10 protein-coding genes and 1 tRNA gene are annotated in these 15,325 nt (G+C 66.6%); 5 read left to right on the top strand and 6 right to left on the bottom strand.

What is annotated here, in order from left to right; all coding sequences use genetic code 11:
* Window positions 1-34 precede the first annotated feature (34 nt).
* A complete protein-coding gene (locus BDI24065_RS18645) occupies window positions 35-3,136 on the bottom strand; it encodes a transglycosylase domain-containing protein (RefSeq protein WP_175032520.1) in 3,102 nt (1,033 codons plus the stop codon).
* A 410-nt stretch (window positions 3,137-3,546) separates the two neighbouring features.
* On the opposite strand from BDI24065_RS18645, the gene BDI24065_RS18640 reads away from it, so the two are divergent.
* The gene (locus BDI24065_RS18640; protein ID WP_241011889.1) at window positions 3,547-3,939 is read left to right on the top strand and encodes an MAPEG family protein; all 393 of its coding nucleotides are present in this window, start codon (window positions 3,547-3,549) and stop codon (window positions 3,937-3,939) included.
* 152 nt (window positions 3,940-4,091) lie between these two features.
* The gene (locus tag BDI24065_RS18635) at window positions 4,092-4,376 is read left to right on the top strand and encodes a PAAR domain-containing protein (RefSeq protein WP_048242675.1); all 285 of its coding nucleotides are present in this window, start codon (window positions 4,092-4,094) and stop codon (window positions 4,374-4,376) included.
* 58 nt (window positions 4,377-4,434) lie between these two features.
* On the opposite strand, the gene BDI24065_RS18630 is transcribed toward BDI24065_RS18635, so the two are convergent.
* The gene (locus BDI24065_RS18630) at window positions 4,435-4,746 is read right to left on the bottom strand and encodes a cupin domain-containing protein (protein ID WP_175032519.1); all 312 of its coding nucleotides are present in this window, start codon (window positions 4,744-4,746) and stop codon (window positions 4,435-4,437) included.
* Window positions 4,747-4,813: 67 nt separating this feature from the next.
* Entirely contained in the window at window positions 4,814-5,497 is a 684-nt protein-coding gene (locus tag BDI24065_RS18625) for a DJ-1/PfpI family protein (RefSeq protein ID WP_175032518.1), read from the bottom strand.
* A gap of 117 nt (window positions 5,498-5,614) precedes the next feature.
* Here BDI24065_RS18625 and BDI24065_RS18620 point away from each other — a divergent pair, with 117 nt between their 5' ends.
* From BDI24065_RS18620 to BDI24065_RS18610, 3 genes are all read left to right on the top strand, one after another.
* The gene (locus BDI24065_RS18620) at window positions 5,615-6,586 is read left to right on the top strand and encodes a GlxA family transcriptional regulator (RefSeq protein WP_175032517.1); all 972 of its coding nucleotides are present in this window, start codon (window positions 5,615-5,617) and stop codon (window positions 6,584-6,586) included.
* Between the two features lie 181 nt (window positions 6,587-6,767).
* A complete protein-coding gene (locus BDI24065_RS18615) occupies window positions 6,768-7,742 on the top strand; it encodes a LysR family transcriptional regulator (protein WP_175032516.1) in 975 nt (324 codons plus the stop codon).
* Between the two features lie 388 nt (window positions 7,743-8,130).
* Complete coding sequence (locus BDI24065_RS18610; protein ID WP_175032515.1) at window positions 8,131-11,541, top strand: DEAD/DEAH box helicase; 3,411 nt, start codon at window positions 8,131-8,133, stop codon at window positions 11,539-11,541.
* Between the two features lie 121 nt (window positions 11,542-11,662).
* On the opposite strand, the gene BDI24065_RS18605 is transcribed toward BDI24065_RS18610, so the two are convergent.
* The 3 genes from BDI24065_RS18605 to BDI24065_RS18595 all read right to left on the bottom strand — a co-directional run bounded on the left by BDI24065_RS18605 (window position 11,663) and on the right by BDI24065_RS18595 (window position 15,320).
* Window positions 11,663-11,739 (bottom strand) — tRNA-Met (locus BDI24065_RS18605).
* 139 nt (window positions 11,740-11,878) lie between these two features.
* The gene (locus BDI24065_RS18600) at window positions 11,879-13,537 is read right to left on the bottom strand and encodes an MFS transporter (RefSeq protein ID WP_175032514.1); all 1,659 of its coding nucleotides are present in this window, start codon (window positions 13,535-13,537) and stop codon (window positions 11,879-11,881) included.
* 226 nt (window positions 13,538-13,763) lie between these two features.
* Window positions 13,764-15,320 carry a sensor histidine kinase gene (locus BDI24065_RS18595; RefSeq protein ID WP_175032513.1) on the bottom strand — a complete coding sequence of 519 codons (1,557 nt, stop codon included), beginning with the start codon at window positions 15,318-15,320 and terminating at the stop codon, window positions 13,764-13,766.
* Between the last annotated feature and the right edge of the window lie 5 nt (window positions 15,321-15,325).

Here is a 15,325-nt window from a genome sequence, read left to right as displayed (position 1 = left end):
GCGGCGCGTCGGCGCATGAAGGTACGCGTGGCCGTCAGGACGGCTGCGCGGCAGCGGCACCCGGCGTGGGCGTTTCCGCCTGCGGCGCGGGGCCCGCGGTGCGCGTGCCGGCCGGGCGTTCGATCAATGGCGCGAGCGCCGGCGCCATCGACTTCAGCAACTGCACGGCCATCGCGCTCGTGAAGTCGTAGCGGGCCGCATACGGTTCGTGCGCGGTTGCCGTCAGGACCCCGAAGAACCGGTCGCCGAGCACGAACACGAAGGTGCCGCTGCGGTTCACCTTGCGCGACTCGATCAGTCGCGCGCCGCGCGCATAGACGTTGAAGCGCTGGTCGCCCGTCCCCGTCTTGCCGTACACGTCGAGCGTCTTGCCGTCGGGCAGCGTGAAGCCGCCCGCGAGGCGACGCGCGGTGCCGTTGAGCACGACGTCGCGCAGCAGCGTGTGCGCCACGTTGACGATCTCCGGCGACAGCATCGGCTGCGGCTGCGCGGCCGCGCGCGCGAAGCGCGTTTCATACGGCGTGCCCTTCGCGAAGTCGAGCCGCGTGATCGTCTCGGTCGGTGCTTTCTGGCCGCCGTTCGCGATCAGGCCGATCAGTTTCGCGAGTGCGTCGGGCTGGTCGCCCGATGCGCCGATCGCGGCCGCGTACGACGGCGTGACTTCCGCGAACGGGTAGCCGAGCGCGCGCCACGCCTTCGTGATCTCCGCGTACGCGCGCAACTCGACCATGCGGCGGATGCGGCGGTCCTGGGTCGCGTGGTAGCGTGTCTTGTACAGCCACGAGTACGTGTAGAAACGCGCGTCGTGGCTGTCGCGCTGGACGTCGGCGAGCGATGCGCCCGGATGCGCGCGCAGGTAGTTGAGCGTCCACAACGCGAGCGGATGCACGCTCGCGATATAGCCGCGATCGTTGAGGTTGAAGCGGTCGATCGCGTACTTCGCGTAGAGCTTGGCGAGGTCGTCGTCGGATAGCGTCGCGGCCGGCGTGCCCTTCAGCTGGGCGCGCATCTGCGCGTCGAACCACGCGAGCGATTCGTTCGGCGCGACGCTGCGCAGCACCGTCGCGATCTTCGGCGGCGACTTGCGCACGTCCTTCAGCATCAGCGCGAGCGCGTCGTCGGATGCCTTGCCCGCATAGCGCGTGTAGTAGCGCTTCACGTAGACCTGGCTTTCGCCGTCGACGAACTGCTGCAGGTAATGCTGGCGCTGCTCGGGATCGCCGAGCCACGACGACGACGGGCCGGCCGCCTGCAACGTCTCGTAGTGGACGATGTCGCGCATCAGCCGCACGAACACGAGGTTGACCGAATGCTCGAACGCCGTGTGCAGCGTCAGGATGCGGCCGTTGTCCGACTTTTCGAAGTTCGAGAACACCTGCGCGCCGCCGCCCGTGTAGAACACGTCGGGGCTCGCCGAATACTTGCGTTCGACGGCCGCGTCGAGCATCGCCTGCAGCGAGCGATCGCGCGTATGCGACAGGTAGTCGAGCGCCCAGTGCGACAGTCCGTCGATCGGGTCGGGCTTCACGCGCGCCAGCTCCGCGTTCGACAGGTTCGCGTAGCGCGCATGCAGGTCTGACACGATCTGCAGGTAGGTGATCAGCGTACGCAGTTTCGCGGTCGAGCCGAGGTTGATGCGGCCGCCGCGATTGACGTCGAACGGCTCGTTCACGCTGTCCGTCTGCACGCGCAGCAGGTTCGCGCCGTTGCGGTGTTCGTACAGCGTGAAGCTGTACGTGAGGTGCGACGGGTCGTCCTTCGGCGCGAGCATCTCGAAACCGTACAGGCCGGCTTTCTGCGCACCGTCGCGCGTCGACGCCTGGGCAAGCCGTTCGGCGACGGCCTGCTGCACGCCGTTGTCGAGCGTGCTGGTTGCCTGCAGGTCGAACTGGTCGAGCTGGTACAGGTCGCTGATCCCGAGCGCCGACAGCAGCGACGCGCGCGCGGACGTCACCGCCTTGCGCGACACGAACGACTGCACGTGCGCGGCGGCCGGCGGCGCGCTGCGTTCGATCTGCGCGGCAAGCGCGGCGTCGCGCAGCGCGGGCGAGATCACGCCGCCGTTCGACAGCAGCCGCAGGTAGCTGTCGGTCAGCTTCTGCAGCGCCGGATAGCCGCGGTTGAGGAAGTACGACGGCGCGCGCTGCGCGATGATCAGCGACAGCACCTCGCGGAACGTCTTGCCCTGTTCGTCGACGTTGTCGCCGGTCGTCGGCGCGGACAGGATCCGGTTCACGTCGTTGAAGTCGCGGCCGTACCACGCGGCGAGACCGTCGCCGATGCCGGTGATTTCGCCGACATGCGGCCGCGCGGCGAGCGGCACGGAGTTCAGGTAGCGCACGACGATGGTGCGGCGCGCGAGCATCGTCTGCGGGCCGTTCAGGTACGCGCGCACCGACGCGGACGCGATCTGCCGCAGCTTCTCGGGCGGCGTCGCGGTGCGGCCCTCGGGCGAATGGCGGAACTTCTCGATCTGCGTCGCGAGCGTGCTGCCACCCGGGCGCGCCTGATGGCGGTTGACGACGTGCAGCGCCTGGTCGGCGACCGCGCGGCTGAAGCGCCCCCAGTCGATCGCCGGGTTGCGGTTCGGCTCGTTCGCGTCGAGCAGGTAGCGATCCTCGATGAACAGCAGCGAATCGGTGACCACGCGCGGCACCATGTCGAAGTCGGCGTAGACGCGCTGCGGGAACACGGTCGCGAACAGCGGCGCGCCGGTCGAATCGAACAGCATCAGGCCGGCCTGGTCCTTCTCTTCGAACGGAAGGAACACTCCGCGATCGCCGAGCGACAGCATCCGCTGCGAATCGCGCGCCTGCTTGCTGACGACGAAGCCGCGCGCGAGCAGCCGCTCCTGGAACGCCGGAATCATCGAGTAGCCGAGGCGCTGGTCGTACGGGCCGTTGGCGGGGAAGCGGATGTGATCGCTCGGCCCCGTCTCGACCGTGTAGCCGACATCGCGGGTGAGCTCGGACAGGTAGTGCGCCTGCAGCCGGGACGTTTCGATCTCGCTCTGCACGAGTCGCGCAACGATCGCCACGGCGATCAGCAGCGCGGCCAGCAAAGACCACTTGACCCACGTCCAGACCGATGCGAGACCGGTCACGCGCGGCAGGATACGATTTAGCGGCCGATTCATGGCGGCGTCTCCCTGAAGGTGCGGGCTCCGGCCGCACCCCATTAAGGATTAGTGTAGTCCTCCGCAGCGGGCTGCCAAGGGCGTTCACTACCGAGATGCGCCGACGCAACGGGCGTGCCTGTGCGGTGGGGCAACCGGCGTTGCGGTGCGCCGTGACGGCGTAACGTTTGCGCGTTTCAGGCCGGGGCACCCGCGTGGCAAGGGTGTCGGCGGGCAGGCCCGGACGGCCGGGCCGGCGCGCGATGCACCGGTTTCGTGCGGTGCGGCAGGGCGACAATTCGGGCCGGAACCTGTCCGTAAAATCGTGGCCTTTGTATGAAGATGCTGCGGGTTTCCGCGATAGCCGCGTGCGTCGGCCGAGGGTAGGATCGTCGGATGTGCGGCGCATTTCCGCTTTCGCCGGGAGTCCCATGCCGATCCATCCCGTCGCGCTCGTTTGCACGGCCATCCTCGGGCTGCTGCTGTTCGGGCTCGGGCTCGTCGTGTCCGTCACGCGCTTCCGGTGCACCACCGGTTCCGGGTGTGCGCCCGATCCGGCGAACGGGTTGCACAAGATCGTGCGCGCGCACGGCAACACGGCCGAATACGCGCCGTTTCTCGCGGTGCTGTTTCTCTACTTCGGCGCACACGATCCATCGCGCGCGATCCTCGCACTGATCGTCGCGGCGACCGCGTGCCGCTGCCTGCTCGTGATCGGCTTGCTCGCGTGGCCGACGATGGCCAACCCGAATCCCGTGCGTTTCGTCGGCGCGCTCGGCACGTATCTGTGCGGCGCCGCGTTGTGTATCGCGCTGTTCGTCTGAGTGGCGGCAAGCGGCGGCATACCGCACAAGTCCTGACGGGGCGGCTGCGGCGAGCGGTGATATGCTCGCGGGACGCCCGCGATCGACGGGCGGATTCCGACTGCCTGCGCGCTGCCGCGTTGCATGGCATTTCCGAGGGAAGAGCCGACAACATGAGCCGCAAATTCATTCTGAAGGGCGACACGACCGACCACGGCGGCGTCGTGCTTGAGGGGATCGCCAATTCGTCGTTCGACGGACGCGAACTCGCCTATCTCGGCGCGCCGGTATTCTGCGCGGCCTGCAAGTCGCCGGGCGTGATCGTGTCGGACGGCGGCGAGCGGACGATGACCGTGATGGGCAAGGTCGTCGCGCTCGAGCACGACCTGTGCCAATGCCTGTGCACGCCGCAGCCGAAGCTGATCGCGTCGCAGGCCACGGGGACGATCACCGGATGAAACCCGCCGCGCGGATGCGGTTGCCATCCGCGCGGCGTCAGCGTACGGCCGCAGGCCGTCAGACGCTGCCTTCGGTTTCGATCACGAGGATGCGTGCTTCGCCGAGCGGATGCGCAACGTGTTCGTTGCCGGCCGCCGCATGGAACACGTCACCCGTTTCGAGCACCGTCGCGTGCTCGACGCCTGCTTCGCGATAGCGCATCTCGACGCGACCGTCGAGCACCGCGAATACTTCCTCGCCGTCGTTCACGTGCCATCGATACGGCTGGTCGGTCCAGTGCAGGCGGACCGTGATGCCGTTCAGGTTCGCGATGTCGAGCGTGCCCCATGCGCGATCCGCGGTGAACGCGGCACTGCGGATGATGTTCATCGATGGGTTCTCCGGCGCGAATGCGCGTCGTCTTCCAGTTCTCGAGTTGATTTCCCGGTGTCCGCATTCAGCGCGACATCGCGCGCAGCGCCTGTTCGATCGTCTCCTTGCGCTTCGCGAAGCCGGCTGCCGACCGTTCGGTGACGCGCTTCACGACCGCTACCGGCGCGGTGTCGGGCGATCCGGCGTCGAACGGCGGCGCGGGTGCGTATTCGAGCTGCAGCTGGATCGCCTGCGCTTCTTCTTCGCCGGCCAGCTCCGCGGCGATCGTCAGTGCGAAGTCGATGCCGGCCGTGACGCCGCCGCCCGTGATCAGGTTGCCGTCTCGCACCACGCGCTCGCGCACCGGCACCGCGCCGAGCGGCTCGAGCAGCGTGTGGAACGCCCAGTGCGTCGTCGCGCGCCGCCCGCGCAGCAGGCCGGCCACGCCGAGCAGCAGCGCACCCGTGCAGACCGACGTGACGTAGCGTGCAGCGGCCGCGCGCTGCTGCACGAATGCGATCGTCTCGGCATCGAGCAGCAGCGCGTTGATCCCGATCCCGCCCGGAATGCAGATCACGTCGAGCGGTGGGCAGTCGTCGAACGTGCAGGTCGGCGCGAGCGCGAGCCCACTGCTTGACGCGATGACGTCGCGCGATTTCCAGACCAGATGGACGGTTGCGTCGGGCAGCGACGCGAGCACGTCGTGCGGGCCGGTGAGATCGAGTTGCTGGACGCCCGGAAACACGAGAAAGCCGATATGCAGGGTCATGCGAAGACTCCGTTTGGAAGGGGAACGAACCGTTGCGGGCACGGGATGGACAGATCGATTCTAGGCGCGTAGTGTTTGGCGAAATTGCCATATCACCCACGCTTTCAGCCAATCGCCATGCCTGCCGCTCCACGCTCGATCCTGGTCCTCGCGTTCCCTCGTGCACAGCTGCTCGACGTATCGGGGCCGCTGCAGGTGTTTGCGTCCGTCAACGAGCTCGCGCTGGAGCGCGGCCAGCCGGCGCCGTATGCGCCGCGCGTCATCGCGGCCGATGCGGGGCCGGTCGAGACGTCGTCGGGCCTCGTCGTGATGGCGGAATCGCTGCGCTCGGCGGGGCGCCATCCCGATACGCTGATCGTCGCCGGCGGCAAGGGCGTGCATGCGGCATCGAAGGATGCGCGGCTGGTGCGCTGGGTGCAGCAGCAGGCGGTGCGCACGCGGCGCGTGGCGTCGGTCTGCACCGGCGCATTCCTGCTCGCCGAGGCCGGCCTGCTCGACGGGCGGCGCGCGGTCACGCACTGGGCGCGCTGCGACGAATTCGCGGCGCGCTATCCGAACGTGCGCGTCGAGTCCGATCCGATCTTCATCCGCGAAGGCGCGCTGTGGACCTCGGCCGGCGTGACGGCCGGCATCGATCTCGCGCTCGCGCTGGTCGAGGAGGATCTCGGGCGGGCGACCGCGCTCGACGTCGCGCGCGAACTGGTCGTGTTCCTGAAGCGTCCGGGCGGGCAGGCGCAGTTCAGCGCGATGCTGTCGATGCAGCGCACCGACGACCGGTTCGGCGAACTGCATGCGTGGATGGCCGAGCACCTGACGGCCGACCTGTCGGTGCCCGCGCTGGCCGAGCGCGTGCGCATGAGCGAGCGCAGCTTCGTGCGCCACTACCGAGCCGGAACCGGGCGCACGCCCGCGCGCGCGGTCGAGCAGATCCGCGTCGAGGCCGCACAGCGCCTGCTCGGCGAAACGGCATGGCCCGTCAAGCGGATCGCCGCGCGTTGCGGCTTCGGCTCGGAGGAGACGCTGCGCCGCTGCTTCGTGCGGGTGCTGGGCGTGTCGCCGCAAGGGTATCGCGAGCGATTCGTGCGGTAACGCCCGGCGTGCGGCTGAGATCGGGGCCGGAGCGATCGCCGTGCGGAACTGAACGGAAATCGATCGATTTTCAGTCCGAAATGCAGCAACTATTCAGGATCGGAGAACAATAGGTGGGGGCTTGTGCCGCGCCCGTCGCGCGCTCTATTCTGTTTCGTTGGCGATTCGAAGGGGGAGCAGCATGGACCGAATCCAGGCAATGGAAGTTTTTACCCGAGTGGTCGACGCGAACAGCTTCACGCGTGCGGCCGATACGCTTGCGATGCCGCGCGCGTCGGTGACGACCATCATCCAGAATCTCGAGGCGCTGCTCGGCGTGCGCCTGATGCACCGGACGACGCGCAGGCTGTCGCTGACGCCGGAGGGGGCAGCGTACTACGAGCATTGCATGAAGATCATCTCGGAGATCGCGGAGGCCGACGCGAGTTTCCAGACCGGCAACCGCAAGCCGAGCGGCGTGCTGCGCGTCCACATGCCGAGTTCGCTCGGGCGGCGCATCGTGCTGCCGTCGCTGTCGATTTTCCGGCAGCGCTACCCGGACATCACGCTCGAACTGGGGCTCTCCGATCGCTATGTGGATCCGGTCGAGGAGGGTATCGACTGCATGATCCGGGTCGGGCCGCTCGAGGATTCGTCGATGGTCGCGCGGCGGATCGGGATGCTGAAGCGCGTGACCTGCGCGTCGCCCGATTACCTCGCGCGTCACGGCGAGCCGCACGAGATTGCCGATCTCGCCGAGCACCATGCGGTGAATTTTCGGTCGAGCCACGGCGCGCGTGCGATTCCGTGGGTGTTCATGATCGACGGCAAGCCGTTCGAGGTGCGGATGAACGGGAGCGTCACGGTCAACGATTCGGATGCGTACGTGACGTGTGGGCTCGAAGGGTTCGGGATGATCCAGCCGACGCTGTTCATGGTGTTGCCACACCTGCTCGACGGCTCGCTGGTCGAGGTGCTGCCGGACTGCAATCCGAAGCCGAAGCCGATTTCCATCGTGTATCCGCACAACCGGCATCTGTCGCAGAAGGTGCGCGTGTTCGCCGACTGGATCGCGGAGGTGTTCGAGTCGACGCCGTCGCTGGAGGGTGGGGAGAACTGGCGCGGGCGGGTCGACGGAAAGGCGGCGGAGGCGAGACGCGGGGTAGTGGCGGCGTAGCGCGCGGTCGGCCGACCGTGGCGTCGGCCGCTTCTGCCGCAGAGTATCGAGGGGGATGTTCGACGTCGCAACATGGCGCTTGCACGTCGCGGGTCCATTGCAATGGTTCTGCCGGTTTGCAGCACCTGTCGGTATGCGATTCATTTGATTACTCGCGATGGTATGTCTGTATTAAAAAGCGCGCGAGGAATCGACTGAAAATCTCCTGTCGGTAATGTTTTGTCCGGATTCCGCAGTTCGAATGACCGGGAATATCCCGGCTCTCGACGTATTGCGGAAGTGTCGAATACCGGGTCGCGACAGGTATTCGATCTGCAGTCGTCGGCTATGACTCGGAAATCGGGAATATGATTAGACAAAATCAGCCGAACGAGGAACCTGAGAAAGCATGGCCGACGCGGAACGGATTCATCATATTCTCGATTACTGGCACAAGATCGAATTCTTCATTCCTTTCGATTTGAAGCAGGTATCCGATCGTGCCGACGACGATTCGCTCAAATGGATCGAGCCGGCCGATCTCGAGCCGGGGGCGGCGCCGTTGTGGGCGGTCGGGACAATCCCGGAAGAGCGCGAATTGACGGGATTCCGGCTGTATCTCGGCGTATTCGACATGCAAGCCATCGTCGACTTCGCCAATACGCTTTCGCCGGAAGGGGCGTGCATTTCGCCGGAAGAAGAGGAGCGGACTGCGCTCGACGGTCGTTCATGCATGGCACGGATAACGTTGAACGCTGCCGGCGAACCTGCTTTCGATCCATTGTCCGTATCGACTGCGCCGTGGGCGATCGGCGCGGCCCGGCGCGACGGCCTCGAGATGCTCGGTTCGGCCTCCTTCGACCTTGCTCGGCGGAGTTTGTCGGACCAATTGTTCAATTTCGAGACCGAACGGCGCCGCCGGAGACGATCCGGCCTGAACCCGGACGCGCCGTCTATTCCGCTCACGGGAGACGAAATCCTGCAATTGCGCGATCTCCTGGCGGCGTGGAGCAACTGGGAATCGCAAGCCGGCTCCACGGTGGCGCTTCTGGAAATCGTGACGCGCGAGAAGAGGCCGCCGCGCGCCAAGCCATCGAACGAACGAGCGGACGTTGCAACGGACGATGCCACGGCGTCGGATCAGGCGGTACCGGAGGAGGATGACGAGGCAGACAGTGACGCGCAGGACGATGCGCCGACGGTCGACATCCTCAACAGTTTCTATATCGAGGATATCGAGCGCTGCATGGCGTCGGTCGATGCAGGCGACCTGCCGGCGGCGCTCCGCGCGTATCTGACGCCGGGCGACGCAGGGCGGCGAATCGATCTTTATACCGATGCCGGTCGTGCGGCGATCATCGATACGATACGCCCGGAAAAAACGAACGCCGGGCGCTGGCCTGCCGATGCGTCGCAAAAAATGAGTCTGATGCAGCAGTTTGCGATCAACACGGCTTTCGACCACTTGAAGGAAGAAGGATTGTTTTCCGTCAACGGGCCACCGGGCACCGGGAAAACGACACTGCTTCGCGACATGATTTGCGAGAACGTCGTGCGACGCGCGAGTCGACTGTCAAAGTTGGCGCGCGCGGCGGACGCATTGGCGGACGTGAGTACGGGAGTCCGCTTCGTGGATGGCGATACCGCGCGAATTCGCATGCTGCGCGCCGATCTCACGGGGTTCGAGATGGTGGTGGCCTCGTCGAACAATGCGGCGGCCGAGAATATCTCGAACGATCTGCCCAAGCAGAAGCAACTCGGTGCGGAGTGGAGCGGGGTGCGCTACTTGCAGCCGGTCGCGCACAAGATTGCGGCGCAGGTGGGCGACCGCAAAATGACGCGGCTCGACGCCGACGATGTGCCCTGGGGGCTCGTGTCATGTGCGTTGGGCAACGGCGACAATCGATGGCGTTTCAAGGAACGTTTCTTTATCGATTCCCGGCCGTTGGGCGAACGCGGCGGGCCGGGCGACCCCCAGGCGTTCTGGGGGTGGCGGGACCGCTACTCGGGCCCGACCTTCCAGTCGGCGAAGGCGTCCTTTCTCGAAGCGGAATCCGCCTACCAGGCCGCGCTCTCCGACCGGGTGGCCTTTAGGGCGCTGCATTCGGCGTGGGGCAACGTAACCGAGGCGCAGTTTGCGCAGCCGGCAACGGATGCGTTGCGACAGGCGGAGCAGCGTGGTCGCGACGCGAGCGCCGAGCTCGCGGCATGCGACGGCCGGACGGCGACAGCCGATGCCGTGCTTGCGCAATTGCAGGAAGAAGAGCGATTGCTCGATCGTGCCCGCCCGGGATTCTTTTCCCGGTTTTTCCGGACGGAGGTGGCGCGACGGCACATGGAACAGGTGGCGACGAATGCACGCGAGCAGATCGACGCGCACCGTGCCGCCGCGCAATGTCGTTTGGATACCGCATCCGCGCGCAACGCGTTGGACAACGCGCAGTCGCAAGCGAAGCGGGCCGATGCGGAATTGATCGCGGCCCGTCGAGTGTGGGCGGAAAAGCGCGCATTGCTTGCCGACGGGTGCAGCCGATTCGGTAAGGCCAGCTTGCCGGTGGGCTCCGAGCAACTCGAATCGGACGACGTGCAGCGGAACGGCTTCGGGCACGACGACGAGTTTGCGCGCCTGCGGTCCGGTCTGTTCGTCGCGGCGCTTGCGTTGCACGAGGCCTGGCTCGCGGAAGTGTCGAGGAAAGGGGGAGGCTTCGGCGGCAATCTGGTGGCGATTCAGAAACTGCTTGCCGGGACGCGCCTGGAGGATGCTTCGGAAGCCGAATTCATATGGCAGAGCCTGTTCATGGTGGTGCCGGTCGTGTCGTCGACGTTCGCGTCGTTCGCTCGACAGTTTCGCGGCATGGGGCCGCGTTCGATCGGCTGGCTGTTCATCGACGAGGCAGGGCAGGCCGTGCCGCAAGCTGCTGTAGGGGCGCTGTGGCGGGCGCGACGCGCCGTGGTCGTCGGCGATCCGCTGCAGATCGAACCGGTGTTCACGGTGCCGACCCGATTGATCAATGCGTTGGCGGACCTGTCGCCGCACACGTCCGACGGACGGTGCTCGCCCGCCCGAGTGTCGGTACAGCGGCTGGCCGACGAGGCGAATCCTTTCGGTACGTATGTGCCGGTAGAAGGGGAAGAACCGTTGTGGATCGGGAGCCCGCTTCGTGTGCATCGTCGCTGCTGCGACAAGATGTTCACGATCGCGAACCGGATCGCGTATCGCGACAAGATGGTCTACGGGCTCCAGTCCCGCGACCCTTCGGGAGATCCGCTCGAAAGACTGGGGAAGAGCGCGTGGATCGACGTACGTGGCCGCACGTCGGTACGGCAGGTCGTGCCGGCGCAAATCGAAGCGGTTGCGGCGCTGGTGATCCGGTTGTATGCGGACTCCGGCGCTTTGCCGCCGTTGTACGTGATCGCCCCTTTCAAGGCGATCAGGAAGGCGCTGTCTGACCGCTTGCAGGCAATCAAATGGGTGGCCGACACCGGTCGGCGAGGGCCGGCGAACAAGGTGTGGAAACAATGGTGCTCGCAACGTATCGGCACCGTACATACGTTTCAGGGAAAGGAGGAAAGCGTCGTGGTGTTCGTTCTCGGGGCGGACCTTGAGAGTGCGGCGTCCGCGAACTGGGCGGCATCCAAGCCGAACCTGTTGAACGTGGCGGTGACCCGTGCAAGGCATCGTCTGTTCGTTGTCGGCGACGCGTCGCTCTGGGGCGGCCTGAAGTACTTCAGCGAGGCGCGATTCCAGCTTGGGGAAGCGAGTTCTGCAGACGCGTGGCTGGCGAGACTGGACGAGGCGCCGCACGGTCATCCGGCGTGACGGCGGTTGCGGGCAAAGGCCGGGCTGTGCCCGGTCCGGGACCACGTGCCGGCAGGACGTGATGTACGGAAGACGCAAATGAAAAAGCCGCTGTTCCTTTCAGAACAGCGGCTCTCGCATTTGGTGGCGAATCAGGGATTCGAACCCCGGACCTGCGGATTATGATTCCGTCGCTCTAACCGACTGAGCTAATTCGCCGAAGAAATGAATTATGGAGAATGCCGGTCAGGCTGTCAACACCTTTTTTCATCATCGTTGAAAAAGGGTGCCGGCGGCCCGTGCCGGCCTCGTTGCGGACGGTCGCCGTGCGCCACCGGCAACCGCCCGCCCATCCACGTCAATCCTGCGCGTAGATGTTCGAGTCCTTCGTCTCCTTGACGAACAGCAGGCCGATCACGAACGTGGCCAGCGCGATCACGATCGGATACCAGAGGCCCGAGTAGATGTCGCCCTTCGCCGCGACGATCGCGAACGCGGTTGCCGGCAGGAAGCCGCCGAACCAGCCGTTGCCGATGTGATAGGGCAACGACATCGACGTGTAGCGGATCCGCGTCGGGAACATCTCGACCAGCATCGCCGCGATCGGGCCGTAGACCATCGTCACGTAGATCACGAGGATCGTCAGGATCACGATCGTCATCGGCCAGTTGAGCTGCGCCGGGTCCGCCTTCGCCGGGTAGCCGGCTGCCTTCAGCGTCGACGCGAGCGTCTTGTCGAACGCCGCGCCCTGCGCCTTCGCGTCGGCCGCCTTGCCCTCATAGGCCGGGATCACCGTGTCGCCGACCTTGATCTGGGCCGCCGCACCGGCCGGCGCCGCGACGTTCTCGTAGTTCAGGCCGGCCTTCGCGAGCGCGCTCTTCGCGATGTCGCACGAGTTCGTGAACTTCGACGTGCCCACCGGGTTGAACTGGAACGAGCAGGCGGCCGGATCGGCGATGACCGTGATCGGCGCCTTCTGCGTCGCGAGTTCGAGCTGCGGGTTCGCGTAGTGCGTGAGCGCCTTGAACAGCGGGAAGTAGGTCAGTGCCGCGATCAGGCAGCCCGCGAGGATGATCGGCTTGCGGCCGATCTTGTCCGACAGCGAACCGAAGAACAGGAAGAACGGCGTGCCGATCAACAGCGCGATCGCGATCAGGATGTTCGCGCTCGCACCGTCCACCTTCAGCGTCTGCGTGAGGAAGAACAGCGCATAGAACTGGCCCGTGTACCACACGACAGCCTGGCCGGCCGTCAGGCCGACGAGCGCGAGGATCACGATCTTCAGGTTCTTCCACTGGCCGAACGCTTCTGTCAGCGGCGCCTTCGACGTCTTGCCTTCCGCCTTGATGCGCAGGAACACCGGCGATTCGTTCAGCTGCATCCGGATCCACACCGACACCGCGAGCAGCAGGATCGACGCGACGAACGGCACGCGCCAGCCCCAGTTGCCGAATGCTTCCTCGCCGATGAGCGTGCGGATGCCGAGGATCACGAGCAGCGACAGGAACAGGCCGAGCGTGGCGGTCGTCTGGATCCACGCGGTGTAGAAGCCGCGACGGTTGGCCGGCGCATGCTCGGCGACGTAGGTCGCCGCGCCGCCGTACTCGCCGCCGAGCGCGAGGCCCTGCAACAGCCGCATCGCGATGAAGATCACGGGCGCGGCGATGCCGATCGACGCGTAGCCGGGCAGGAAGCCGACCACGAACGTCGAGAGGCCCATGATCACGATCGTCACGAGGAACGTGTGCTTGCGGCCGACGAGGTCGCCGAGGCGGCCGAACACGATCGCGCCGAACGGCCGGACCGCGAAGCCGGCGGCGAAGCCGAGCAGCGTGAAGATGAAGGCGGCGGTCGGATTGACGCCGGAGAAGAAGCTCTTGCTGATGTAGGCCGCGAGCGAGCCGGCCAGGTAAAAGTCGTACCACTCGAACACGGTGCCGAGCGACGACGCGAAGATCACCTTCTTCTCTTCGCCCGTCATCGGCGCGTGCGAAATTTGCCCGCCTAACGTCGCCATGAGTCGTCTCCAAGTCCCTTGATATAGATATGCGGCCGCCTTGGGTGGGCGGGCCTGTCGAGGATTATTGGTACGGAAACTTACGGCCGACTGACGCGCGTGTGCAAAATGGCTGCGCGTTAACCCGCGCCGAACCGGTTGCTTTGCGGGCCTATCGTGCGGCGAACGTCCGGTAAATCGCCGGTTTTGATGCAATCCTGGCGTGCTGCGGCGGTACGCGTCAGGGTTAATCCGGGGCGGTTTCGGTCAGCGGCAGGCTGATGCGTACCAGCGTGCCGGCGAGGCGCGGTGCGTGCTGGTAGACGTGATCGTCGAGCGTCAGCGTGCCGCCGTGCTGCGTGGCGATCTCGCGCACGATCGCGAGCCCGAGGCCGCTGCCGTCGCCTTCGCGGCCGAGGATCCGGTAGAAGCGCTCGACGACGCGTTCGCGTTCGGCGGCCGGGATGCCCGGCCCCGTGTCCTCGACTTCGAGATGCACGCGCCGCGCCGCGGGCTCGGCGCGCACGCGCACCGTGATGCGGCCGCCGTCCGGCGTGTAGCGGATCGCGTTGTCGATCAGGTTGCCGAGCATCTCCCGCAGCATCACCGGATTGCCGTCGACGTCGAGCGGCGTGTCGTCCGGCGGGTCCGGCGGGCTTTCGTAGCCGAGATCCATCCGTTTCGCGAGCGCGGCCTGCACCCAGTCGCGCACCGCGCGCCGCGCGAGCGTGGCGATCTCGACCGGCTCGAACGTCAGCCCGCTTGCGCGGTTCTCGGCGCGCGCAAGCGCAAGCAACTGCGTGACGAGCCGGGCGGCCTGCTCGGAGCTCGTCGCGATCTGCTCGAGCGAGCGCTGCACGTCGGGCGGGACGGGGTGGCGCAGCGCGAACTCGGCCTGCGTGCGCAGGCCCGCGAGCGGCGTCTTCATCTGGTGCGCGGCGTCGGCGATGAAGCGCTTTTGCAGCGCCATGTTCTGTTCGAGGCGGGCGAGCAGGTCGTTGAACGACGTGACGAGCGGCTCGATCTCGGGCGGCGCACGCTGCGCCTCGACGGGCGACAGGTCGTCGGGCCGCCGTGCGCGGATGTGCGCCTGCAGCGCATTGAGCGGCGCGAGCCCGCGCGACAGCCCGAACCAGACCAGCAGGATCGCGAGCGGCAGGATCACGAACTGCGGCAGGATCACGCCCTTGATGATGTCGTTCGCGAGCGCGTTGCGCTTGTCCAGCGTTTCGCCGACCTGCACGAGCACCGGCTGCGTGGTGCCCGATTGCGGCAGCGCGACCGTCGTATACGCGACGCGCACGTCGTTGCCGCGCAGCAGGTCGTCGCGAAACATGACGACGCCCGGCGGCGGGCGGTCCTCGTCGCGCGGCAGCGGCATGTCGGCTTCGCCCGCGACCAGCTCACCGCGCGTGCCGAGCACCTGGAAGTAAACGCTGTCGACGTTGTCCGCGCGCAGGAAGTCGCGCGTCTGCTCCGGCAGCGTCAGCTCGGCGACGCCGTTTACCGGATGGATCTGCCGCGCGAGCACGTACGCGTTGGTCTCGAGCGCGCGGTCGAACGGGCCGTTCGCGATCGTCTTCGCAACCAGATAGGTGACGGCGATACTCATCGGCCATAGCAGCAGCAGCGGCGCGAGCATCCAGTCGAGGATCTCGCCGAACAGCGAGCGCGGGCGCGGCGCCTCGGGCGCATCGGTTTCGTCGGGCGGCGCGAACGGGTTCTCGTAGCGCGCGTCGCGCGCCTCGTCGGCGGCCGACGACGGCGCGCCGGTCGGATGGCGGGTAGGGGCCGGCGTGGCCATCGCGG

The organism is Burkholderia lata, assembly GCF_902499025.1.
Lineage (GTDB): Bacteria > Pseudomonadota > Gammaproteobacteria > Burkholderiales > Burkholderiaceae > Burkholderia > Burkholderia lata_C.
The sequence above is the reverse complement of the archived record's forward strand: the minus strand, read 5'-3'. Positions and strand labels throughout refer to the sequence as shown.